The organism is Robiginitalea sediminis, assembly GCF_002198115.1.
Taxonomy (GTDB): Bacteria; Bacteroidota; Bacteroidia; order Flavobacteriales; family Flavobacteriaceae; genus Robiginitalea; species Robiginitalea sediminis.
Genome location: NZ_NGNR01000001.1, coordinates 650,620 through 676,096, shown reverse-complemented (window position 1 = coordinate 676,096; position 25,477 = coordinate 650,620). Strand labels below are relative to the sequence as shown.

Genomic DNA, 25,477 nt, shown 5'->3' with positions numbered 1-25,477 from the left:
CAGAACATCTGTCAACCGGGAGAACTTAAGTACATGATTTATATCATGATACGAATCGGTTGGTGGATTTATTTTGCATAAGAATCAAGTATCGGCCTATTAACTTCTTACCATTGAATGACTCCGATTATTTTGATTTTCCGCTCAACTCTCAACAATCTGCAGCGTTTGAGAGAATAATCGCCTTTGTCCAAAACCCAACATCTAAAATATTCATATTAAAAGGACATGCCGGCACTGGTAAAACATTACTTATAAAGGGGCTTGCAAAATATTTAGAAAATAATGACTTGAAGTATTCATTACTCGCTTCAACTGGTAGGGCTTCAAAAATTCTAACAAATACTACTGGAATTCCATCAAATACTATACATAGTAATATCTATACTTTTAATGAACTTGATGAAGATCTTCAGAAGATTTCCGAACTCCAGGATGATTTTGCTGTCGATGATAAGGGCCAAGTTAAATTGCTTTTTGGGCTAAAGCCGTCTCTTTCCAATTCAGTCAGAGTTTATGTAGTTGATGAATCTTCTATGATTTCTGATAGTGCAGAAGGAAATAATTCCTTTGCACTATTTGGGTCAGGTAGACTGCTAAAAGATCTTCTTGCGTTTGATCAATATGGGAAATTTATTTTTGTAGGTGATCCATGCCAATTGCCTCCGATTAATCAAACTATCTCTCCAGCACTCGATACTTCTTATTTCTGCTCCCAATTAGGGGTTGAAGCAGAAGAATATGAACTAACAACCATAGTCCGTCAATCACCAGAAAATGGGATAGTTTCAGCGGCTTTAAGACTTCGTCAACTTTATTATAAAAACCCCAAAGTCAAGTGGGCTAAACTCCCCGTTAAAGGATATGATGATATTGTGTTGTGCTCTTCTCATTTGGAATTGATTCATAATTATTCAAATATCTTATCAAAAGAAAATTTCGATGAAGGCGTATTGATTTGCCAAACTAATCGTAAATGTTTGGAAATCAATAAGGCATTAAAAGTCGCCTTGAAGAAAGAACCAAATAAATTAGAAGTAGGGGACCTATTAATGGTAACCCAAAATAATTTTACTACAGGTCTAGTTAATGGAGATCAGGTGTTAGTCAAATCAATTGGTTCAAAGGAGTATAGATGTGGTCTTAGTTTTCTAAAAATAAAGGTTGAGGAACTCTCTTCTGGCGCACAATATTCTTTGGTGCTAATTGAGGACATCCTGTTTTCGAATAGAACAAATCTTCCAGAGAATGACCATAAAAAATTGCTTATTGATTTTTACCTAAGAATGAAAGATTTGGGAATCAAACAAGACAGCGAGTCATTTAAGCAGCATATGTATACCGATCCTTATTTGAATGCTTTAAAAGCTGTCTTTGGCTTTGCGATTACCTGTCATAAGAGTCAAGGTGGAGAATGGGATAATGTCTATTTATACCTGGATAACAAGGTCCATGGAATTCCTAAACCTGGAATTTATCAATGGTGGTATACAGCGACCACTCGAGCAAAAAGCAAGTTGATTTTGATCAATGATTGGTTTCTAAACTAAATGATTTTTTAATGGAATTTATACGGCAAAATATCGCTAGAAAAATAAAGTTTTTAACTCTAAGCGGTAACATTGAGGAGCTTAGGACAGTCTATCAATCCTACTTTGAGTATCTAATGACCTATACTTTGGGATATTTATGGCAAAAGAATTTTGAAAAATTAGACAGTGAAACTAAAGAATATATAATTGGTTTAATTCAAAAGCCTTCTATTGGGGATATTGAAAACGCCTGTAGAAAATTAGACATGAATAAAGAAATATTTGTTGACAAAAGCTTGTCAAGAAAGTTTTCGAACTATCCTAATTTTCGCAATGAGCGTTTTGGCCATGGATATACCTATTCAGATGAAACTACTTCATTGGTAGACAGACTTAAAGAGTTTTGTTCTGTTATAACATCTAATAACCATCCTATTTTCAGTGCTGAAATTGATCTTATTCGAGTCGAAGGAATAAAAGATGGTTGGTTTTATGGCACTTCTTTCAAATGTAATGGGGCAGATTATTTACCCTGGAAACATAAAGCAGAAGGGAATTCCTTTGAGTTAAAGAATGTATACGGTTACTATTCTGGCAACCAGTATTTTAGAATCTCTCCTTTTGTTGAGATTATAGATGAGAATTCATTTTTCATCTTTAGTTCGATTAAAGAACCCTTAACTGGAAAGGCAAAATATAATAGGCTGCTAAAAACTGAAATACGCTATTTAGAAAACGAAATATTCTGTGAAATTGATATTGAAGGTGACGAGAACAAAAAGAAAACAATTAATGGGACCATCATTAATCACTATAAACCGAACTACAATAAATTTATTGAAAACACAGTAAAAGAAAACGTTCAACGATTCCTTTCAAAGGGTAAGCATTCTGTTACTGCTACAATTTGGGGTCATGGTGGTGTTGGTAAAACAGCTACAATTCAAAAAGTCTGCGAAGAATTATCTAAAAGTTCCTATAGAGTTTTTGATTATATAGTTTTTACTACTGCTAAGGACAGGTTTTACAATTATTTGACTGGCCATATTGAGCATTTAGATGAAAGAGTTAATTCATATGAGGAACTTATTAAAACAATCAACCTAATAACTAATAATAGCCCTGATTTTGATCCTGATTCAGTAGTCAATTTAAATCATCGTCTGCTAATTGTTATTGATGACTTCGAAACTTTCCCCGAGGAGGAAAAAAACAGAATAATATCCTTTATAAAAAGATTAGATGTTAATCGGCACCGCGTGATAATTACAACGCGGGCTAATATTGTAATTGGTGAAGAAATTCTGTCGAATGAATTAGATGAAAATGAGACTTTCGAATTTCTCAAACAGGCGTATAACAACGAAGTAGACTCCTCAACCCCTTTCGATATTTTTCTTGATGAATTCAATATAGATGATATTAAAAGAAAAGTGCATGACATAACAAATGGCAGACCTCTCTTCATATATCAATTGTCGTATATAATTGCTCAGAAAGGCTCCCTTTCAGATGCATTAAAAGTCGAAATAAAGAGCTCTTCACAGGCCGTCTCTTTCCTATATGGTAGAATTTTTGATTACCTAACTCCTTTGGCTCAAAAAATATTCACAACTATAGGTCTCCTCGTTGATGAGAATGATTTAGGAAATGTTATTAAGAAGATAGCTTATATCCTTAACTACGAAGACAAACAGGAAGAATTTAAGGATTCAATTGATGAATTAATCAAACTGAAGGTTATTGAAATAAAAGAGGATGGTTTCTTCTACGTTTATTCCAAGGAGATTTTACCTATAATGAGATTGAAGTTTGACGAATTACCTCATAACGAAAAAGGAAATAGAAATAAACGCTTATTACAAATAAGCAGAGATAAGAAATTAGATACTGAACAAGCACTTTTGCAAAATGCAAATAAGAATAGATACTCTAAAAATGAGGAAGAGGTAATTAGTTCATATAAGCAAATTCTTAATAGACAGTCCTCACCTCAAGAAATAAGGATTCAGGCGATTTTGAATTTAGCCTCTTATCTAGTTTTGGATAGAGGTAAAAAGGAAACTGCAATACAATATCTAGAAGAGTATTATCCAAAATTTAAAAGTGATGGCCAATTCATCAAAATGATTTCATCCTATTATTGGTCAATGGGAAATCGGTCATTCAAAGATAAATCTATCCGGATTTTAGCGGATTATGCCACTACTAACATAGATCTAAGTAAAGAAATAAACTTGGAATTATTGGGATTACTTGTGACATACAAGTCTATTTATACAATAGACCTAAAAGAAGAGTTAAAGACTGATTTAAATTTTGGCGATATTACTAGACAAGAATTTTCAAGAAAAAACGAATCCATAAAACAAGATTTGAAGAACATTCTTCAGCATCATGGCAACCGATTATTTAACTATGTAAGTTCAATTAAGCTAGAGAATATTTCTTCCGGGTCCAGACAAAATATTATTACCGCATTCTACCAATTAACTGAAATCTTTGTTCGATTAAATCAGTATGATAGAGCAAAAGAGGTTTGTCAAATGGCTTTAGAAAGGTTTCCAACAAATCATCATCGATTGTTCAATTCAAAATTAAATCGCATAAACTCATACGACTACTCTTCAAAAAAAAACTCATCCAACTATCGAGAAAGGAACAAAAGACTTACAGAATTTGGATCTAAATTAAAGGATGCAATTAGTAATCGTAAAAAAAATTGAGGGGAAACTGATAGCTTAACTTTTCGGAAATCTCATAAATTGAACTTCTATGAGAATCATTAACAAGTCCTATCATATTAATATTCAAAAAGCAACTTATCTTTCATTGAAAACTCCTTTAAGCTAGTTTGCTTGATATATATTTTGACTTTTCTATTTTCAAAATTGAATTACTGATTCTTCTCTGCTTCCTCAAACTGAGCATTTCCGTTAATCTTTGGGAAGTTTGGCATCACAAATCGTAGGCGCCAAAATTAGTAGTCCAGCAACATAGCTGTTCTTCTACTCGATGGTCTGCTTGGTTTCTAATCAAAACGCCTAATGAGACTCCTGATACTCGGCTTCGCCTCGGTTTCGGAATGACATACCAGGCAAACCCCCTATCTTAGAGGAATGAAACAATCCCCCGTTTTATTCCTCTTTTTTTTGCCGGTACTGCTGGTGCTGGCGGGCTGCTCGCGTCAGGCAGCGGAGGAACCCCCGAAAGACCTGAAGGATGCCGCCCTGGTGGCCTACCTGGAAGCATATGCAGACAAGGAAGCCCCGGTGGCGGACAAGCTGGCGCGGAGCCGGGCGGTCCTGGGGCGGCCGGAATCCTTACCGGACACCCTTTACCTGAAACTCCTGGGCCAGCGGGCCGGGTTGCACCGAACCAATCGGGAAATGGACAGCGCGGTGCACTACTCCCAGGTGCAGCTGCAGGAGGCGGGCCGCCTGCAGGATTCGGTCTATATGGCCGAGGCGCATTTCCGGCTGGGTTTCTACCACCGCAGTATGGACCAGTACGATGCATCGCAACGGCACTACTACCAGGCGGTGGAGGCCTACAAGGCCCTGGGGGACAGCCTCAATGCCGGGGCCAAGCTCCTGAACCTGGCCAACCTGCTCAATGCCCTGGGCAACTATACGGATGCGGAAAACACGGCCGTGGAAGGGCTGCAGTACCTGGAAGGCTCGGACCGGGACGATTTTAAGGCCGGGCTCTACAACGCCCTGGCCACCGCCACCAAGGAACTCGGGAATTACGAAGATGCCGTGGCCTGGTACGGGCGGGCCCTGGAGCTGGCCGAGAACCCGGTAACCCGCATCAACGTGCAGAACAATATCGCCATTACCCGCCTCTGGCAGGGGCGGCCGCAAGACGCCCTGGAGGTCCTTTCGGGCTTGGTGGGGGATTCCGCCCTGGCGGGAAACCCGAGGACCCAAGCGCGGGTGCTGGACTACCTGGGGCTGGCCCAGAGCCGCCTAGGGCAGGACGAGGCCCTGGGCAACCTGCAGGAGGCCCTGCGGATCCGGCAGGAAATAGCGTATACCAACGGGGAATTCATCAGCTACCAGCACCTGGCGGAACATTTCCGGGACCGGGACCCGCAACGGGCCCGGGAGCTGGCGGAAAAGGCCTATGACCTGTCGCAGGTACTGGGCAACCCGGATGACCGTCTCAGCAGCCTGGCCCTGCTGGTGGAAACCACCCCCAACCCCAGGGCCTACGCCCTGGAATACAAACGACTCTCGGACAGCATCCAGCAATACCGGCAGCGGGCCAAGGACCAGTTTGCCAAGATCCGCTACGAGAGTGAAAAGAACCTGAGGAACTACCTCATCGCCAAAGAAGAAGCTTCCCAAAGTGCCCTGAGCTACCAGCGGGCGCGGTTCCGGAACATTGTGATGCTCTTGGTGCTGGGGGTGCTGGTACTGGGCGGGTACTTCCTGTTCCGTTTCCTGCGCTTCCGCCACCGCAAGCGGGAACTGCAGGCGGTGTACCAGACCGAAAAGCGGATTTCCAAAAAAGTCCACGACGAGCTGGCCAACGATATTTTCAACCTGCTTAACCAGGCTTCCTCCAAAACCGTTTCAGAGCTGGCGGAAGACACCGCCTTTGTGGACGGGCTGGACCACGTGTACCAGAAATCCCGCTCCATCTCCAGAGACAGCGGGGCCATCCCCACCGGGAAGGCCTTTAAGGAGGTGCTGAAGACACTTATTCGGTCCTATTCCACCGGGTCGGTACGTGTCATTACCAAGGGCATGGACGGGATAAACTGGGACCGGTTGGGGGAGGAACGGCAGGTGGGCCTATACCGCGCCATACAGGAATTGCTTGTAAATATGAAAAAGCACAGCCAGGCCAGCCTGGTGCTGCTGGACTTTCTCGCAGAGCGGAAAAAACTGCGGGTTACCTATAAGGACAATGGAGTGGGAATGAGAGAATCGGAACTTTTTTCGGCCGGAGGCATCCGGAATACGGAAAACCGCATTGAAGCCCTTGGGGGTTCCTTTACCTTTGTTAAAAGTGGGGCAAAAGGCACCGAATTTTCGGTGCAGCTCCCCTATTAAACCCAAAACAACATGTTCAAAAAGGTCTTGGTTGCTGAGGATATAGACTCCATCAACATTGGCCTTACCCGTGCGTTGAACAAGGCATTTTCCTTTTCGGTAGACCACGCCAAATACTGCGACGTGGCCCACCTGAAAATCCTGAAAGCTTTCCTGGACAAGGAACCGTACGACTTACTCATTACGGACCTTTCTTTTAAATCCAACGGGCGGGAAGAGCGGATTACCTCCGGCGACGCCCTCATCCGCGAAGCCAAAGCCACCCAACCGGAATTAAAAACCATTATCTACTCCATAGAAGACCGCCCCTTTAAGCTGAAGGAGTTCTTCAAAGACCTGCAGGTAGACGGCTATGTGCTGAAAGGCCGCAACAGCTCCAGCGAAATGGTCGATGCCATCAAGGCCATCTACTCAGGCGAAACCTATATGTCCGGGGAGCTCATGCAGAGCATTAACCAGAGCCCCACCCTGGAAATAGACGCCTTCGACATCCAGCTCATGCAGGAACTGGCCGAGGGCTACTCCCAAGCCGAAATTTCAGAGCGCTTCAAGGCACACGGGTACCACCCGTCCTCCCTGAGCAGCATCGAAAAGCGCATCAACAAACTCAAGGATTACTTCATGGCCCGCAACACCACCCATTTGGTGGCCCTGGCCAAGGATATGGGGTTGTTGTAGGAGTAGGCCTCCGAAAGAATCTTACGAGAATGAATTAGATGAGAATCTCAAAAATATTCTCATCCAAATTATTAGTTAAACCAAAACAACCTCCCAATGAAAAAAGCACTTATTGTACTAACGGTCATTCTTTATTTAGTCCCCCAAAACACAAAAGCACAAGATGACGCGGCGGCAATTGCCGCAGTTGCGGGTGGTGTTCTAGCTATTGGAGTTGGTGTTGCAGCTGTTGAACAAATGAAAGAGCAGGCTGAATTAAGAGCTACAGAATGGCTTCTTATTAATCATCCTGAGTTCACTAAATTCTCTCTTAAAACTCTTGACTTTGACGGCAAGAAAGTGAAAGACATGTCGGCCACTTCTTTGATTACCTGGAAAATTCAAGAGTTCGATATTGATGACGATGAACCTGTTTTAGGAAAGAAATGGGTGCTTTTTGGGTTTACAAGCTTTGGTTGGATCAATGAGTATGGGATAGATTTTAGTAAAGTCAGATGGTTCCTAATCGATTCAGAGGAATGGATGAAAATGATGATTGCCTATACCAAAGTAGCTTCCGGACAAGCAAATGAAAATCTTATTCGAGAATCACTACTAACGGGAAAGGTGGTGAATAGAGGGGTAAAATCTAAGAACGCCGATATCGATTTTTATAAAATTGATGGAGATATGTATCTCGTAACAGATTATTCTCCTGAAATGAGATTTATTTATAACGAACGTTCGCTGGGAATTTACCTAAACGAGACCATGAACCTAATTCAAATTGGTCGTGGAGATTTAATTAAAATTCACGAATTCTTTTTTGAACAATAGGAACCAAAATTGTTCGGTTAAAATGCCCTTTTTTGATTCGTCAAAACTCCCGATACGCCCCACTCAAATACTGGTTCGCCTCGGCTTCCGCAAACTGTGCCTTTTCCGCATCCCAATGCAGGGTCTGGCCGGGGAAACGGCCGGCGATAACCCCTAGCAGGATGGTTTCGGTAAGGCGGGCAGCATAGCTAAAGGGGGCCGAGCACTCGCCCTTGCCCAGGCAGGCATCCACAAACTGGTGGTAGTGCTTGGGGCTTTCCGTGGCGTAATTGCGCACGGGGGTGCCCAGGTTGTATTTCTCCACATCCATGGGCACGTACTGCCCGTCTACGATGAGCTTGGGCTCCAGCATAAAGTGCGGGAGGTAGAGCTTCCCTTTTTCGCCCATAAACATCGCCCCCTGGTCGTGGAGGGCTTCGCCTCCAGGTAATTCCAGGTCCGGATGGGGCGCCGGGGCGCCGGGGCCGTCGGACCAGATCCAGGTGAGCTTTTCGGCTGTGTACGGCGTGCCGGGGAACTCATAAGTGACCACATTGTTTTCCGGGAAGCCAAAGCCCGTAGGGGGGCGGCAGTCCGTCTTAATGGTATAGGGCACGTCCAGCTCCAGGGCGTTGTAGGGGGTGTCGAAAATATGCACGCCCATGTCGCCCAGGGTGCCGCAGCCGTAATCCATTATTTTCCGCCAGTTGGTGGGATGGTAGTAGCCATCCTTATAGGGCCGCTCCGGGGAGGTGCCCAGCCACAAATTCCAGTCTAACGTCTCCGGCACGGGGTCCGACCCCTCGGGGGCCGGCCCGTTGTACCCCCAGGTTTTGGGGCTCCAGGCGCGGACGGTATGCACCTTCCCGATAATCCCATCGCGGATGAGCAGGGTGCCCAGCATATAGTCGTAGAAGGAGTGCACCTGTATGCCCATCTGGGTCACCAGATTTTTTTCTTCGGCCAGTTTTTTCATGGCGCGGGATTCCGATACGTAGTGCGTAAGCGGCTTTTGGCAGTACACCGGCTTGTCCATTTCCATAGCCATAAGCGAGGCCGGGGCATGGGTATGGTCCGGGGTGGCCACAATGACCGCATCGATCTCGTCTTTCATCTCCCGCAGCATGATCCGGTAGTCCTTGAAGGTCTTGGCGCCGGGGTGGGCGGCCAGGGCCTTGTCGATGCCCACCTGGTCCACATCGCAGAGGGCTACGACGTCCACCTGCGGGTGGGAGGCAATGTCCCGCAAATCTTCCAACCCCTGGTAGCCCAGGCCAATGTGGGCCGTGCGCAGGCGGTCTGCCGGGCCCAGGTTTTTAAGGTTCTGCAAAAAGGAGGGGGCCAGGGCCACGCCAAGGGCGCCCAGGCTGCTTTTCTTGATAAAATCCCGTTTGTTCATATCGGATGGGTTCGGTTACAGTTTGCGAATTTTAATGTTTCTAAACCAGATGGGGCTGGCATGGTCCTGAAGGGCAATATAGCCTGTTTTGTGGATGCCGTAGTCCGGGCTGGTCTTCCATTTGTCGGAGTTCTTCTGGGCCTCCCAGGCTTCGTCCCAGGGCACAAAGGAGAGCAGGAGTTTGCCGTTCAGCCAGTGCTCTACCTTCTCCGGGGTAAAGACGATTTTCGAAGAGTTCCACTCCCCTACCGGGTGCAGGATTTTCCCCGGGTCCGGCGGGTGCATAGCATAGTCCGCCCCGGTGCTTTGCAGCGGCTTCAGCTCACCCGGGTTTTCCGTATACCCCAGGCTCAGGTTATACTCGGTAATATCGTGGATGCGGGCGTAGTTCTCATCGTCAATGAGCTGGTACTCCGGGGCCACCTGCGGGATGCTCTCATACCCCTCTTTCACATGGTAGAAAATCCCGCTGTTCCCGCCTTCCGGCAGCTTCCATTCCAAATACAGCTCGAAGTTTTCAAACTCCTCCGCCCCGTAAATAATGTCCACCCCGCCGGTGTAGTCCTGCTCCAGGCCCAGCTCGGTATCGAACGCCAGCGTCCCGTCCTGTATTGTCCACCCAGGTGGCAGGCTGTCCATGTTATAGCCGCGCCATCCGTCGAGGGAGGTTCCATCGAAAAGCATTTGCCATTCGGCCGGTTCTTCCGTGGCTACCGCGGGTTCAGCGGGCTGTTCTTTGGGTTCGTTTTTACAGGAAATCAGGAGCGCTAAAAGCGAAAGAAAAAGAAGGGGGGTTTTCATTTAGGTTGGTTTGATTCCCTAAAGTACGAATTAGTCTTTGAAGTTAAAGGCTCATCGCGACGGCGTCGCGGTTCGCTTTTATTCCTCTTTCTTTTGCTGGTCCAAAAGAAAGAGGGAAAGAAAAGGACCTTTTTTCGAAGCATTCGATGCGATTTTTGCCGTCGCAAAACCGCGGCTGTCGCTGGTCGCTCCATGCTTTCCATCTGCTTCGCAGATCGCATATCCGCTTGCGCCACCGCTATCGCTACCATGCTTCGAGGTATTCCTAAAACTCGGCATAAGTTCTGAATCGTAGCAAATCGAGGAAGGCGTGCGGCCGACGAAGGAGAGCCGTAAATAGAGCAGCCAGCAAACTCCTTTTTGGCAGCAAAGGGAGGCCAGGGCGTTAAGATTTGGCGAAGCCTTGGAGACAAATTAGTCCTGGCCTACCGGTTGGAATGCGGAAGCATTTCAATTGCCTCCCAAAAAGTGCCCTTTCTTTTGGTTCGTTTTCTTTGGGCAAGCAAAGAAAATGAACAGTTAAAGTTTTGGACCAGTAAAAGAAAGTGGAATCCTGTGAGCCGCGACGCAGTTGCGGCGAACTAATCTTCCTTCAGGATTTGAAGAACCTCCCCCATATCTAAGGCCTCAACCCTCCCTCGATGTCCCGTCATCGTCTCTGCCGCAGTGAGCGAATTCCAAATCGCCTCTTCCGTGGCCTCAATGGCGGCCAGGAATAACGGAGACATAAAGTCATTATGAACCGTGGTTATGGTGGAAGTCATCCCCTCCGGGGTGTAGGGGATGCGGTTTTCTTCGGCCGTGGAAACGGCAATGACGTAGTCGCCGCTGCCATTGCTGGCAATGCCTCCGGTGCGGGCCAGGCCCAGCATGCAGCGCTTGGCCAGGCGCTTGAGGTTGCGGGCATCCAGGGGGGCGTCGGTGATCACCACCATCATGCAGGAGCCGTCCGTGTCGTACTGGTAATTGCGGGGGATAATGCCGAGGGCCTTGGCAAGGTTTTTTCCGTTCAAGGTAAGGACCCCGCCGAAATTGGATTGCACCAGGACCCCTACGGTGTAGCCGTTGTCTTTTTTCGGGATGACCCGGGATGCTGTACCGATACCACCCTTGAAGGCGAAGGCGCGCGTGCCGGTGCCGGCCCCCACGTTGCCTTCGGGGACGGGCCCGCCGGAGGCGCTAGCGATGGCCTCCAGGACGTGGGCTTCGCACACATGCCTGCCCCGGATGTCGTTCAAATACCCGTCATTGGTTTCCCCCACTACCGCGTTTACAGAGCGGACCTCTTCATTGCCCGTCTGGTTCAGGGTATAGGAAACAACCGCATCGATTGCAGTGGCCACACTCAGGGTATTGGTCAGGACAATGGGGGTTTCCAGGGTGCCGAGCTCTTCCACCTGGGAGTACCCCGCAAGCTTCCCAAACCCGTTGCCGATATAGATGGCAGCCGGCACTTTCTGCTGGAAAATATTCCCGCTGTGCGGCAAAATGGCGGTCACCCCGGTGCGGATGCTGTCTCCTTCTATGAGGGTGGTGTGCCCCACAGTAACCCCGGGCACATCGGTAATGGCGTTGTGGGTCCCGGGGCGGAGGACGCCCAGGTCTATACCGTAGTCGCGCAGGCGGGTCTGGGCAGATGCAGTAGCCATAAGGCAGATCAGGATTAAGGTGGGTAGTGGTTTCATTTCAGGTTTTAAGGTAGCGATTCTTAGATGATTGGGGGGTGCAGGGGGGTGGGGTATTTTGGATGTGGGCGGGGGGTGGGGGCGCGTCCGCGGTTTTTTTAAGAAGAATTCGAAAGCATCCCAGAGAGCAGCTCCCGGAATAGCTTCGCCCCGACCATGGCCGTCATACCGTTGATGTCCCTTTCCGGGTTGTATTCCACAATGTCGGCCCCTACAATAGGCGCCTTTACCGATTGCAGGATATGCAGGAGTTCCCGGGTGGTGAGCCCTCCGGGTTCGTGGTGAGAGACCCCGGGCGCAAAGGCGGGGTCCAGCGCATCCAGGTCCACCGAGATGTACAGGGGTTTCTCAAAAACAGGGAAGCGCCCCAGGTCCAGGTGGCGCATTTCCACCACCTCCACCCCGTATTTTGCAGCCTGGTCGCGCTGGTGGGTATTCAGCGTCCGCACTCCGACCTGCACCAACCGGCTGGCCAAACCGTCCTGCATGATGCGGGCAAAAGGGCAGGCATGGGAATGGGGATCCCCTTCGAAGGAATCGTACAGGTCCGCATGGGCATCGATGTGTAAGATTTCCACGGGGCCATGCGCCTGGTGGATGGCTTTTAAAATGGGATAGCTGACCGAGTGGTCCCCTCCAAAGCTGATGAGCCCGGAGGCCCCTTCCAGGTTGGCCCGGGTGATGGGTTCAATGTCCAGGTAATGGGCGGGCTTGAAATCCCCTTTGTCTTCAAACACCTTTGGTCCCACCTCAAGACCGGACTCCGAATAGTAGTTGGCCGAGGCACTGTGGTAGGCCGCACGGAGTGCCGGAGGGGCTTTGGCCGGCCCCTGCAAAAAGGAAGATTTTTCATCGAAAAGGATACCCTGCAGGTGTATCATAAATGCTTGAAGTTAAACGCCCGTTATTCCCAGACCATCGTATTCACTTCCCCGGCCTCCAGCCACATGGCTGCAGCCCGGTCCCCAAATTGCACCCCGATCTGCCGGCGCTCTTCCGATTGGTTCTGAAGCAGCGCCACCAGGTGGCCTTCCGGGGTGCGGTAGGCCACATTGCCGATGCCGTCCAATTGTCCGGAGCCGATGCGCACCGAGCCCCTTGGGATAAACTTCGAATTCTGGGCCACGATGTAGTAGGCCGGGTTCCGGGTCACGGCATCTCCCTGTAGGGTCACCCCGCCCAGGCAGCGGTCGCACCCGCCCCGGTCCGTATGCGGGTCCTGGTTTTCGTCTGCCGCCAGGTTCCATTGCAGCACGATCTTGCTCCAATTATTGGGCGCCCCGATCATCAGTTGGGAGATGTGCCAGCTGAAGTCCCCGGCAAAGTCGCCCGGGGCCCCGATCCACTGCTCCGTAAAATAGAGGTGCTTGTCCGGGTGTTTTTGGTGAACGGTACTTAAGGCATCGATAGTACCCCCATAAAGGTGGAAGGCCGAGCCGTCAATATATTGTGCGGCCTCCGGATCGTCCAGGATGGTAATGGGGTATTCGGGCTTATCCGCGTTGTGGTCGTACACGACGATTTTCGTGTCGATCCCCGCCTGACGGAAGGCCGGGCCCAGGTGGTTTTTCACAAAATCGGCCTGGTCTTCGGCCAGCATCAGCAGGCTGGGGTTGTTCCCCGGGTGCAGGGGTTCGTTCTGCACAGTAATGGCATCGATCCGGATGCCATGGGCTGCCATGCCTTCGATGTATTTCACGAAGTACCGGGCATAGGCCGGGTAGAATTCGGGCAACAGGCTGCCGCCCCGGGTATCTCCATTGTCCTTCATCCAGGCCGGGGGTGACCAGGGGGACCCCATCAGCAAAATGTCGGGCTGGATAGCCAGGATTTCCTTCAACGTGGGGATCAAATACAGCGTATCGTAGCCCAGGGAGAAATGCTCCAGTTCCGGGTCTGTTTCGCCCGGGGGCAGGTCGTCATAAGACCAGGGATGCTCATCCAGGTCCGAGCCCCCCACGCTCAGGCGCAGGTAGCTGATGCCAATGTCCTCCGGCCCGTCCCCGAACAATTCCTGCAGGAGGGCAGCCCGGGCAGGGGCACTCATCCGCTGCAGGTTCAGGGCACTCCCCCCGGTAAGGGTAAAGCCAAACCCATCCATGGTCTGGTAGGTGGCGGCCGTATCCAGTACAATAGTTTGAGGAGCGGCCATGGGGGCCTCCAGGGTCAGGGTATCCGGCTGCAACAGCAGTTGTTTGTCCAGGGTGGTGCGGTAGCGGACCACGGTGCCTTCCGGTTCGGCCGGGGCCTGGTAGGCGGCAACCCCTAAAAGCAGGAGGAAGAAATATCGGAATGTCATAGGACGGGGATTAGGTCGTTTAGGCAGGTGTACATATTAGTTAGGTTCATAGCGGACATCCAGTTGCTGCACCTTGGGGTCTTTTTCCGGGGTGAGCGTATAGAAAACTGAAATTTTCCCATTGGCGGCCACCATCTCAAACCGGCCCCGAAGCTGGTTTTGGGGGTCGATGGGTTCCACCGACGCGATTTCCCCGGCCTGTTCCAGGATGTCCTGGATTTCGGCCCGGCGGATCTCCCGGGAATGGTCCATAAAAAAGTTCTCGGCCATCAGTTCCGCCTCCAGGGTTTCATCCCCCGTGCGGACCCATTCCGCCACTTGGCGGGTGCGCGTTTCCAGGATGTCGGAAACGGGCAGTTCGCGGGGCTGAAGCTCTAGTTTGTCAAACAGCAGCTGATAGAGGGAGCGCAAGGGCCAGGGCGAGGTATAGGTCAGGTTGCCAAAGGCCATAAGGCCCACCCCATATTCGGGGAAAAACACATAATTGCTCCCGAAACCCGGGAGGGCGCCCCCGTGAGATACCTGCCGCACCCCATTGCAGAAGGTGGTGCTTCCCAGGCCATACCCATAGCCGGACAGTACCGCGCAGGGCTCGCTGTTCCAATCCCGCCCCTCGGCGTACAGGCGTGGGTAACGGGGCTGGTGCATTTCCCTGAGGCTGCTCCGCCCGATGGGGCCTGTCTCCTCCCCGCTCCGCGGCGGCCAGGCCGATAGGTGCAGGCTTACGTATTTGCTGAAGTCCTCGATGCTGGTAATAAGCCCCCCCATGGCACCGTAAGATCCGTCGTGCAGCATGGGCTCGGGCTTCCACTGCTCCTCCTCCCAACGGTACCCGTGGGCCAATATTTCTGCGGGCACATTGTCATATTCCCAATAGGTGTTTTCCATACCCAGGGGCTTAAAAATCTGCTCCCGGATATACGTCTGGTACGGCTGGCCGGATACCCGGGAAATGATCAGCCCCAACAGGGCATACCCGGTATTGCTATACTCGTATTCGAAGGAGGCCGTATTGCTGAAGGAAACCCCGCCGGACATGAATTCGGTGAGCATCTGCTCCGGTTCATCCAGCTGCCGGTCCCCCCAGGGGTTGTCCTCCGGGAAGCCGGCCGTCATGGTCAGCAGGTTCTCGATGGTAATGGGCGGGGCATCCGAAGTCAGGTATTCCAGCCCGGCCATTTCAGGGATGTATTCCTCGGCCGGGTCGCTCAGGCGGAGCTTGCCTTCATCCCGGAGTTTTACAATGGCCATGGCCGTAAAGCTCTTGCTCATGGAGGCAATCCGGAAGGCCGATTCTGTGGTTGCAGGGCGCTCGGCCTCCAAATCCAGGACCCCGGCAGAGGAGGCCAGGACCAACTCGCCGTCTACCACCACCCCATAGGCGATGCCGGGGATGTGCTCCTCTTCCATGTGTTGCACCATCAGTTGGTGGAGGGTATCGGCTATCCCCCGGATTTTCTCCGCCCGGTCGTCAGTCTTAAAACGCGCTGGGCGGTAATTCTGGGAAGCGGGGTGCTGTACCTGGGCAGGGGTGGTATCTGCCTGGGTTTGGGGTTCGGTCTTGCAGGAGAGCAGGCTGGCCAGCAGGAAGGCTGGCACCAGGAAGGCGGTAATGCGTTTCATCGGTTCGGGTTTGAAGGGAAAAGGTACGAATTCGGGAGGGAAAACCTGAGGGTGGGTTTTGGCCCTGCTTGCCCGTTGCAGGGGCCAGGGGTATTTTGGAATTGGGCGGGCGGGTGGGCCCCCTAAAAGGAACCGCCCCCCTACTTCCCCTTCACAAACAACCTCAGATAAAACAACACCAACAGCATCAGCCACCCCACGGGATAGGGCGCAATCAGCAGGGACCACCCGTAGCCCAGGCTGCTTTCCCCGCCGAAGCCTCCCAAGGCAGAGAGGGCCCAGAGCGCCGCAACCCCAACAAGGATCAGGATAGCGGCCATGCGGTAATACCGCGCATGGGGGTCCCGGAAGAGGCGGGTCACCACGGCCAGGACCACACTGCCCAGCCCTACAAGGATACTGCCCTCCAAGGGGTCCAGGGTTCCAAGCAGTACAAGGACAACCCCGGCAATAAAACCGATCTGGAGTTTGCGTTCGCGTGTCATGCCCTAAAGATAGGCAATGGAAAAGACCTGCTTAATCGGGGTTTACCCGGTAGGTAATGCGGCGGTTGGTAATCACGGAGGCCACCACGTTGAGGGTTACGGTACCGGTGGCGCACATTTTGCTGGTGTCCTGAAAGGCAATAAAACACAGCGAGGGGAGGGAAGAGCCACTGTTGTCCATAAACCGGCCGATGGTAATGTCGTCTGCCTGGGAAACATCCAGGGGGGATCGGGGCGGGGCCACATTGAAAACGGTGGTGGTGCCGTTGGCGGTGTAGGTTACATCCCCCGTAAGTTCATCGTACTCCACGCTGTAGAGGTTGCTGCCGGGCAGGAAGTTCCCGAGGCTCTGGGTGTAGGTGGTAAGCGTCCCGGTAACCCCGTCTATGACCTCCACCTGTACCCCAAGGGTATTCCCGCCAATGTGGTAGATCCTGAAATTGTCTGCTGTCACGATATCGGCTACGCTCTCCTGGTCCCGGTATTCGAAGGAAACCCGGAAACTGCTGAAGCCAAAAATATTCCCGGTATTGGGCACCCTGACATCGATCCCCACGCCTCCGCCAGCCCCGCTGCCAATGCGGATCCCGCAATCGGTCTGGACGGCATTGTTATGCACCCGGGTAGCATCCGGGCCCACGGTAGCGGTTTCCAGGGCGGGGGTGTCGAAATCGAATTGGGAGACCACCGGCCTGGGGGCTCCGTCGTCGCAAACCTCGTATTGAAAACTGTCGGAGCCGGTGTATCCGGTATTCGGAGTATAGGTGAAACTTCCGTCTGAATTTAGCATCAGGGAGCCATTGGCAGGACCTGAAACCGGGGTAGTCCCCACGGTAAGTACAGTCCCGGGGTTGGCATCGGTGTCGTTGGCCAGTACCCCGTTGGCCGCGGTAACAGCCAAAGGCAAATTGTACCATGCCGAATAGGTGTCCGGCTGGGCAACGGGTGCTACATTCTGGCTCCTGGCCTGAACACAGAAAAAGCAGGTGGCCAAAAGCAGTACAGGTACCAGGGTGCGATTAGGAGTCTGGACGCGCTGCTGCATATTTCAAAACTAAACGGATGGGGGCGGCCCTGATAATTTTTGTGGTAAGCCGCCCCAAAGTTGTGGTGAATGCCGTCTCCAGGCCGAAGGCAACCCAACCAAAATAGGGTTTAGCCGTTTTTGGCCCGGTAGGAAACCCAAACTATTTGTATCTTCAACAGCTGACTAATTCGAATTACTGCTGACATGAAAACATCTATGTTGAGGGCGGGACTCCTCCTGCTTTTCATTGGCCTATTGCCCTGGAACGGGGAAAGCCAGAGACGCAACCGAAACACAACCACCAACACCTTCGACCAAAGCCTGTATTCCTCCCTGGAATACCGCCTGGTAGGGCCCTTCCGGGGCGGGCGTTCGGCTGCGGTAACCGGGGTGCCCGGGCAACCCAACCTGTTTTACTTCGGCGCCACCGGGGGCGGGGTATGGCGCACCCAGGACGGGGGCCGAACCTGGAAGAACATCTCCGACGGGTATTTCGGCGGGAGCATCGGGGCCGTGGAAGTGGCCAAGAGCGACCCCAACGTCATCTACGTGGGCGGGGGTGAAAAGACCGTCCGGGGGAACGTCTCCAGCGGGTATGGCGTATGGAAAAGCGAGGACGCCGGGAAAACCTGGCAGGCGGCCGGGCTGGAAAAATCGCGCCACATCCCCAGGCTCAAAGTCCACCCTACCGACCACAATACGGTTTTTGCGGCCGTTTTGGGGAACATCTACAAACCCACCCAGGAGCGGGGCATCTATAAAAGTACCGACGGGGGCAAGACCTGGCGGCAGGTCCACTATGTAAACGACCAGGCCGGGGCGGTAGACCTTACCTTCGACCCTACCAACCCGCGCATCCTCTACGCCAGTACCTGGAGGGTACAGCGCACCCCCTACAGCCTCAGCAGCGGGGGCGAGGGTTCGGCCCTCTGGAAGTCTACGGACAGCGGGGAGACCTGGACGGAGATCTCCAAAAACAAAGGCTTCCCGGAAGGCACCCTCGGGATTATAGGGGTAACGGTTTCCCCCGTAAACCCCCAGCGCGTATGGGCCATTGTGGAAAATAAAGACAAGGGCGGGCTTTACCGCTCCGAAGACGGCGGGAAAACCTGGGCCCAGGTCAACAGCGAGCGCAAGCTGCGCCAGCGGGCCTGGTACTACACCCGGGTCTATGCAGACACCCAGGACGAAGATGTGGTGTACGTACTGAATGTACGGTACCACAAATCCTCCGACGGAGGCAAGACCTTTGATACCTTCAACGCCCCCCACGGCGACCACCACGACCTGTGGATTGCCCCGGAAGACCCCCAGCGCATGATTATCGGGGACGACGGCGGGGCCCAGATCTCCTACGACGGAGGCACCACCTGGAGCACCTATTACAACCAGCCCACGGCCCAGTTTTACCGGGTAACCACAGACAACGCCTTCCCTTACCGCATTTATGTGGCCCAGCAGGACAACTCCACGGTGCGCATCCGCCACCGCTCCGACGGGTATGGTATTGGGGATGAGGACTGGGAGGAAACAGCAGGGGGCGAATCGGCCCACATTGCCGTAGACCCGGAGAACGACGACATCGTATACGGGGGCAGCTACGGCGGCTTCCTCACCCGGGTAAACCACGATGCCGGGACAGTTCGCGCCATCAACGTCTGGCCGGACAACCCCATGGGGTATGGGGCCGAGGGGATGAAGTACCGCTTCCAGTGGAACTTCCCCATTATTTTCTCCCGCCACAACCCCAAGAAGCTCTACACCTTCTCCAACCACGTGCACATGAGCACGAACGAAGGGCAGAGCTGGGAGCTGCTGAGCCCGGACCTGACCCGCAACGACCCCGACAAACTGGTTTCCAGCGGCGGGCCCATCACCCAGGACAACACCGGGGTAGAATACTACTGTACCATTTTTGCAGCCAATGAAAGTCCGCTGCGCGAAGGTCTCATGTGGGTGGGAAGCGATGACGGCCTCCTCCACCTGACCCGTAACGGCGGGGAGAGCTGGGAAAATGTGACCCCTTCCGGGATGCCGGAGTGGAGCATGATCAACAGCGTGGAACCGTCGGCCTTCGACGAAGGCACCTGCTATGTGGCAGCCACCCGCTACAAGCTCGGGGACTTCCAGCCCTACCTCTACAAAACCACGGATTACGGGCAGACCTGGCAAAAAATAACGAACGGTATAGATGGGGAGCACTTTACCCGCGTCGTCCGGGAAGACCCGAAACGCAAGGGCCTGCTCTATGCCGGTACGGAGACGGGCATGTACATTTCCTTCGACGACGGGGCTTCCTGGAAACCCTTCCAGCTGAACCTGCCCATTGTGCCCATCACAGACCTGGCCATTAAGGACAACAACCTGATTGTGGCTACCCAGGGGCGCAGCCTGTGGATTATAGACGACTTAACCGTGCTTCACCAACTGGATAACACCACCCGAAGTGCCGATGCCGTCCTCTACCAGCCCAAGGACGCCTACCGCACCAAAGGCGGGGCGCGCAGCACCCCTTCCCTCACGGAGGGGCAGAACCACCCGGCAGGGGTGGTGACGCACTTCTACCTGAAGGATTTCAGCGAGAAGGACAGTGTGGCGCTTACCTACACCAAGGGCGCGGATACCCTGGCCCATTTCAGCACCTATGCCGAAGACAAGGACATGAAGCTGTCCGTTAAAAAAGGTGGCAACACCCATGTGTGGGATACCCGCGGTAAGGAAGCCAGGCGCCTGCCCGGCATGATCCTCTGGTGGGCCAACCTGAATGGACCCAAGGCGGTCCCAGGGGACTACCAGGTCCACCTGACCACCGCTTCCGGGACCCAGTCCGAGCGCTTTAAAATCCTGCCGGACCCCAGGGCAGAGGTAAGCGTAGCCGACATGCAGAAGCAACACGATTTTATCACGGATGTCAATGCCACGGTAGACCGGGCCCACGAGTCCATTGAAAAGATCCGCAAGGTAAACGAGCAGCTCGATGCCTTTATGAAGCAGTACAAGGACAATACCGCCACCGAAGCGCTGGTGGAGAAAGCCAAGGCCATGAAGGAAGGCTTCGGGGAAATCGAGAAGGCCCTGTACCAGACCCAGAACCGGAGCAACCAGGACCCGCTGAACTTCCCGATCCGGCTGACCAACAAGCTGGGGCACCTCAACTCCCTGGTAGGCCTGGACGACTTCCCGCCCACAGCCCAGGACATCGCGGTTAAAAACGAACTTACGGCAGCCATCAATACCCAGCTGGAAGCCTTCGACAAAATGGTCGATGAAGAAATTGCCGCCTTCAACAAGGCCTTTAACGACCTGAACCTAAACTACCTCTTTATAGAAGAGTAGTTGTTTTTTGAATTACGCACGAAAAACCCCGGCTATTCAGCCGGGGTTTTTAATTTACAAGCACCAAATTCCAAATTCCAAGTTTGTTGGTAAAGTTGGAATTTAGGTTTTGGAATTTGGAATTTAACCCTGATTCATCAGGGTTTCAATCTCCTCCGCCTCAATGGGTATATCCGCCATCAGGTTTACAGGCGCCCCGGTTTCCTGGATCACCACGTCGTCTTCCAGGCGGATGCCGAAGCCTTCCGCCGGGATGTAGATCCCCGGCTCCACGGTGAAAACCATATTGGGTTTCATCGGGGTTTTCAAGGCCCCGTAGTCGTGGGTGTCCAGGCCCAGGTGGTGGCTGGTCCCGTGCATGAAGTATTTCTTATAGGCCGGCCACTCCGGGTCCTCGTTCTGGACGTCTGCCTTGTCCAGCAGGCCCAGGTCCAGGAGTTCGGAGGTCATGATCTTGCCCACTTCCTTGTGGTATTCCGCCCAGAGGGTACCGGGCACCAGCATTTGAGTGGCCAGGTTCTTTACCTTTAATACCGCTTGGTATACTTGTTTCTGACGGTCGGTAAACCGCCCGCTAACGGGGATGGTCCGGGTCATGTCGCTGGAATAATTCGCATACTCCGCCCCCACGTCCATCAGGATAAGGTCCCCCGCCTGGCATTGTTGGTTGTTTTCGATATAGTGGAGCACGTTGGCGTTGTTGCCCGAAGCGATAATGGGCGTATAGGCAAACCCTTTGGAGCGGTTGCGGATAAACTCATGGAGGTACTCCGCCTCAATTTCGTATTCCCAAACCCCGGGTTTTACAAAGCCCAGGACGCGGCGGAACCCCTTCTCAGTAATCCCGCAGGCGGTGCGAAGCTGCTCGATTTCTTCGGGCTCCTTCACCCCCCGGATCTCCTGCAGAATCGGGTTGCTCTTGGCCACCCTGTGGGCCGGGTATTCCTGTTTGCACTTTTTGATAAACCGCGCTTCCCGGGTTTCGGTCTCCACGGCCTGGCGGTAGTGCTCGTTGGTGTTGAAATAGATGGTTTCCGCCTCGGTCATCAGGTCGAAGAAGACCTTGTCGAAGTCCTGCAACCAGTACACGGTCCGGATCCCGGAAACGGCAAAGGCCTCTTCCTTGGTGAGTTTCGCCCCTTCCCAAACGGCAATGTGGTCGTTGGTTTCCCTCACAAAAAGGACTTCCCGGTGTTTGGGGTTGGTCGCCCCCGGGAACAGCAGCAGGATGGATTCCTCCTGGTCCACCCCGCTGAGGTAGAAAATATCCGGGGCCTGCTGGAAGGGCATAGTGCTGTCTGCCCCAATGGGATAGATGTCATTGGAGTTGAAAACGGCAAGGCTTCCGGGCACCATGCGCTCGGCAAATTTGCGGCGGTTGCGGACAAAGAGGTCCGAAGGGATGGGGTCGTATTTCATGGGATTATGCTTTCTTCAAAGGTAGGGATTCGGCATAAAAAAAGGGGACTTAAAAAGCCCCCGGAGGTATGTAGGTTGGTTAGATATCAACGTGTAAATGCGCCTTTCAGGGCTCCGATCACGGCCATTACCGCGCCCCCGCCTACGCCGCCGCCGGCAACGCTCCCAAGGATACCGGAAACGTCCATCGCGCCTGCGTCTGCCCCGCCCAGGCCCAACATGCCCAGGAGCCAGCCGCCTACACCCCCACCGACAATTCCGGCCAGGGAATTTCCAAGCGTGCCCAACGATAGATTTTTCAATATCTTTCCGGCTACATTGCCGCCAACGGCACCGGAAATCAACTGGATAATCAATGGTAGATACTCTTCCATACGTCTTGTTGTTTTTAAAACCGGAAATAAATTAACACTATTTTAAGGAACTGCGCAATCTTTTTCTGAAAATACTGAGCATTGCGCAATTCAACAGGCTTTAAACCCATACCCATGAAACACGTTTTACTTTCCCTTTTCAGCCTTGCCCTTACCACTGGGCTCTGGGCCCAGACCCCGCCCACCTCTGCCGGCACCGTCCGCAAAGCGCTGGACGAGAAGGCTCAAATGGCCGGGCGCTCCCTGGTTAAAAACCTGCGCCTGTCCAATATCGGCCCCAGCATCATGAGCGGCCGCGTGGTGGACCTGGCCGTGAACCCGGACAGGCCGGAGGAGTTTTTTGTAGCCTACGCTTCCGGGGGTCTCTGGCACACCCAAAACAACGGCACGAGTTTTACCCCTGTCATGGACCAGACCCCGACCCAGAACCTGGGGGCAGTGACGGTACACTGGCCCAGCGGAACAGTTTGGGCCGGCACGGGGGAGAACAATGCCTCCCGCTCCTCCTATGCGGGCATCGGGATGTACAAAAGCACCGACCTCGGCAAGACCTGGTCCTTTATGGGCCTGCCGGACTCCCACCACATCGGCCGGATCGTAATCCACCCGGATAACCCGGACGTGGTGGTGGCAGCGGTGGCCGGGCACTTATATTCCCCGAATGAGGAGCGGGGGGTATACCGCACCATGGACGGGGGCCAGACCTGGCAGCGCACCCTCTACATCGATGCCAACACCGGGGGGATAGACCTGGTAGCCGCGCCCGGAAGGCCGGATATCCTCTATGCCTCGGTTTGGGAGCGGGACCGCAAGGCATGGAACTTTACGGGGAACGGACAGGGCTCCGGCATTTATAAAAGTATCGACGGGGGCATTACCTGGAACCGCGTCAGCGAGGCCGGTTCCGGGTTCCCGACCGGGCCCGGGGTAGGCCGGATTGGCCTGGCAGCCTTCGATGCCAATACGGTATACGCCGTGCTGGACAACCAGGATCGCCGCCCCAAGGAAGGGGGTGACGCCGCTGAAGGCCTCACCAAGGAGGAGTTTAAAAAGATGTCCAATAAGGCCTTCCTGGACCTGGACAACGGCAAGCTGGCGGAATACCTGCGCAGCAACCGCTTCCCCCGGGAGTATTCGGCCACAGGGGTAAAAGACATGGTGCGCTCGGGCAAGGTGAAACCCGCCGACCTGGCCACCTACCTGGAAGACGCCAATTCCCTACTGTTCGACACCCCGGTGATTGGGGCGGAAGTCTATCGCTCTGACGACGGCGGGCGCAGCTGGGCCAAAACGCACGAGGGGTACATAGACGACCTGTACTACAGCTACGGATATTACTTCGGGCAAATCGAGGTGGCGGCCTACGACAAGGACCAGATCTATATTGCCGGGGTGCCCCAGCTCTATTCCAAAGACGGGGGGAAGACCTTTAAAGCCATAGACGGGGACAACGTGCACTCGGACCACCATGCCCTCTGGATCAACCCGGACCAGCCCGGCCACCTGATCAACGGCAATGACGGCGGGATCAACATCACCTACGATTACGGGGCGCACTGGATCAAGAACAACGCCCCGGAAGTGGGGCAGTTCTACGCCATAGAAGTAGACAACCAGGAGCCCTACCACGTATACGGCGGCCTGCAGGACAACGGGGTTTGGGAGGGCCCGCACACGGCCGAGGAATCCAGCGCCTGGCACGATACGGGAGATTACCCCTGGAAGCGCCTGTTGGGCGGCGACGGGATGCAGGTGGAAGTGGACCCCCGCAACGCCAATGTGGTTTACACCGGGTTCCAGTTCGGGAATTACTTCCGCATTGAGCGCGATACGGAAAAACGCACGCCCATACAGCCCAAGCACACCCTGGGGGAAGCCCCCTACCGCTTTAACTGGCAGACCCCCATCCTGCTCTCGCCCCACAATGCAGACATCCTGTACCTGGGGGGCAACAAACTACACCGCTCCATGGACCGGGGCGATACATGGGCGGCCATTTCCGATGACCTTACCCGGGGCGGGAAAAAGGGGAATGTGGCCTATGGCACTCTTACCACCCTCTCGGAATCCCCCTTCCAGTTTGGTCTACTCTACACCGGCTCGGACGATGGCCTGGTGTATGTAAGCCAGAACGGGGGCGGGTCCTGGGAGCGCATTTCCGATGGCTTTCCGGGGGAACTCTGGGTAAGCCGCGTGGTCGCTTCGGCCCATAAAAAGGAACGGGTGTACGCAGCGCTCAACGGTTACCGCTGGGACGATTTCACCCCCTACATCTACGTGAGCGAGGACTATGGAAAAACCTGGTCCTCCCTTGCAGGTGGCATCCCGCATTCGCCCGTAAATGTGGTGCTGGAAGACCCTAAAAATGAAAACCTGCTCTACGCCGGCACAGACAATGGCCTGTATGTCTCCCTGGACCGGGGCAAAAGCTGGCAGCTCATGGAAAACGGGATGCCCCCTGTGGCGGTCCACGACCTGGTGGTACAACCCCAGGCAGGGCACCTGCTGGTGGGCACCCACGGGAGGAGTATCTACAAGGCCGATGTAAATGCCCTGCAGCAAACCTCGGCCCAGGACCTCGACAAAGACATCCGGGTCTATGCCCTGGAGAACCTGCGGCATTCGGGTCGCTGGGGCAGGTCATGGTCTTCCTGGAGCGAGGCGTACACCCCGGGCCTGGACGTCACCTTCTACAGCCGCAGCAGGGGCACGGTATCGGCCCGGGTCAAAACCGCGGATGGGATTACGGTCAGCGAGACGCAGATGCAGGCAGAGCCGGGCTTCAACATCCTCTCCTACGATGTGGCCTTCTCCAAAAGTGGCCAGGCCGAATACCTGAAAAAGTACAAAACCAAGCTCGAAGAGGCGGACAACGGCAAGACCTATTTGCCCAAAGGGGCCTACCAGGTGGAGCTCTCCCTGGGCAGTGCTGTGGAACACGCAGATTTCAAAATAGAATAA

The 25,477-nt window shown here is 53.1% G+C and carries 17 protein-coding genes; 7 read left to right on the top strand and 10 right to left on the bottom strand.

The genetic code is table 11. The features are described from left to right. The first annotated feature begins 113 nt into the window (after positions 1-113). The 5 genes from CA832_RS03015 (at position 114) to CA832_RS02995 (ending at position 8,089) form a co-directional block, all read left to right on the top strand. Positions 114-1,550: an ATP-dependent DNA helicase gene (locus CA832_RS03015; protein ID WP_158211870.1), complete on the top strand. Its 1,437-nt coding sequence runs from the start codon at positions 114-116 to the stop codon at positions 1,548-1,550. 11 nt (positions 1,551-1,561) lie between these two features. Next, positions 1,562-4,258 (top strand): NB-ARC domain-containing protein, encoded by a 2,697-nt coding sequence (locus CA832_RS03010; protein ID WP_088340072.1) that lies wholly within the window; start codon positions 1,562-1,564, stop codon positions 4,256-4,258. A gap of 393 nt (positions 4,259-4,651) precedes the next feature. Further along, on the top strand, positions 4,652-6,595 hold the full coding sequence (locus CA832_RS03005; RefSeq protein WP_088340071.1) for a tetratricopeptide repeat-containing sensor histidine kinase: 1,944 nt from the start codon (positions 4,652-4,654) through the stop codon (positions 6,593-6,595). A gap of 12 nt (positions 6,596-6,607) precedes the next feature. Then, on the top strand, positions 6,608-7,273 hold the full coding sequence (locus CA832_RS03000) for a DNA-binding response regulator (RefSeq protein ID WP_088340070.1): 666 nt from the start codon (positions 6,608-6,610) through the stop codon (positions 7,271-7,273). Positions 7,274-7,369: 96 nt separating this feature from the next. Further along, the gene (locus CA832_RS02995; RefSeq protein ID WP_088340069.1) at positions 7,370-8,089 is read left to right on the top strand and encodes a hypothetical protein; all 720 of its coding nucleotides are present in this window, start codon (positions 7,370-7,372) and stop codon (positions 8,087-8,089) included. Between the two features lie 40 nt (positions 8,090-8,129). Here CA832_RS02995 and CA832_RS02990 read toward each other — a convergent pair whose 3' ends face one another. The 8 genes from CA832_RS02990 to CA832_RS02950 form a co-directional block, all read right to left on the bottom strand. Then, positions 8,130-9,467, bottom strand: a complete 1,338-nt coding sequence (locus CA832_RS02990) for a Gfo/Idh/MocA family protein (protein ID WP_088340068.1) — start codon at positions 9,465-9,467, stop codon at positions 8,130-8,132. A gap of 15 nt (positions 9,468-9,482) precedes the next feature. Beyond that, entirely contained in the window at positions 9,483-10,268 is a 786-nt protein-coding gene (locus tag CA832_RS02985) for a 3-keto-disaccharide hydrolase (RefSeq protein WP_088340067.1), read from the bottom strand. A gap of 581 nt (positions 10,269-10,849) precedes the next feature. After that, positions 10,850-11,953, bottom strand: coding sequence for a DmpA family aminopeptidase (locus CA832_RS02975; RefSeq protein ID WP_198944433.1), 1,104 nt, complete (start codon positions 11,951-11,953; stop codon positions 10,850-10,852). A gap of 98 nt (positions 11,954-12,051) precedes the next feature. Further along, positions 12,052-12,834, bottom strand: coding sequence for an agmatinase family protein (locus CA832_RS02970; protein WP_088340064.1), 783 nt, complete (start codon positions 12,832-12,834; stop codon positions 12,052-12,054). A gap of 23 nt (positions 12,835-12,857) precedes the next feature. Further along, positions 12,858-14,252 (bottom strand): glycoside hydrolase family 30 protein, encoded by a 1,395-nt coding sequence (locus CA832_RS02965; protein ID WP_088340063.1) that lies wholly within the window; start codon positions 14,250-14,252, stop codon positions 12,858-12,860. 36 nt (positions 14,253-14,288) lie between these two features. Continuing rightward, positions 14,289-15,875: a serine hydrolase domain-containing protein gene (locus CA832_RS02960; RefSeq protein ID WP_088340062.1), complete on the bottom strand. Its 1,587-nt coding sequence runs from the start codon at positions 15,873-15,875 to the stop codon at positions 14,289-14,291. A gap of 140 nt (positions 15,876-16,015) precedes the next feature. Next, positions 16,016-16,360: a hypothetical protein gene (locus CA832_RS02955; RefSeq protein ID WP_088340061.1), complete on the bottom strand. Its 345-nt coding sequence runs from the start codon at positions 16,358-16,360 to the stop codon at positions 16,016-16,018. A 31-nt stretch (positions 16,361-16,391) separates the two neighbouring features. After that, complete coding sequence (locus CA832_RS02950; protein WP_088340060.1) at positions 16,392-17,405, bottom strand: Ig-like domain-containing protein; 1,014 nt, start codon at positions 17,403-17,405, stop codon at positions 16,392-16,394. Between the two features lie 186 nt (positions 17,406-17,591). On the opposite strand from CA832_RS02950, the gene CA832_RS02945 reads away from it, so the two are divergent. After that, positions 17,592-20,723, top strand: a complete 3,132-nt coding sequence (locus tag CA832_RS02945) for a WD40/YVTN/BNR-like repeat-containing protein (protein ID WP_088340059.1) — start codon at positions 17,592-17,594, stop codon at positions 20,721-20,723. 123 nt (positions 20,724-20,846) lie between these two features. Here the strand turns inward: CA832_RS02945 and CA832_RS02940 are convergent, their stop codons facing one another. Beyond that, positions 20,847-22,142: an aminopeptidase P family protein gene (locus CA832_RS02940; protein ID WP_088340058.1), complete on the bottom strand. Its 1,296-nt coding sequence runs from the start codon at positions 22,140-22,142 to the stop codon at positions 20,847-20,849. Positions 22,143-22,228: 86 nt separating this feature from the next. Further along, positions 22,229-22,516, bottom strand: coding sequence for a hypothetical protein (locus tag CA832_RS02935; protein ID WP_088340057.1), 288 nt, complete (start codon positions 22,514-22,516; stop codon positions 22,229-22,231). 114 nt (positions 22,517-22,630) lie between these two features. On the opposite strand from CA832_RS02935, the gene CA832_RS02930 reads away from it, so the two are divergent. After that, positions 22,631-25,477 carry a beta propeller repeat protein gene (locus tag CA832_RS02930; protein WP_088340056.1) on the top strand — a complete coding sequence of 949 codons (2,847 nt, stop codon included), beginning with the start codon at positions 22,631-22,633 and terminating at the stop codon, positions 25,475-25,477.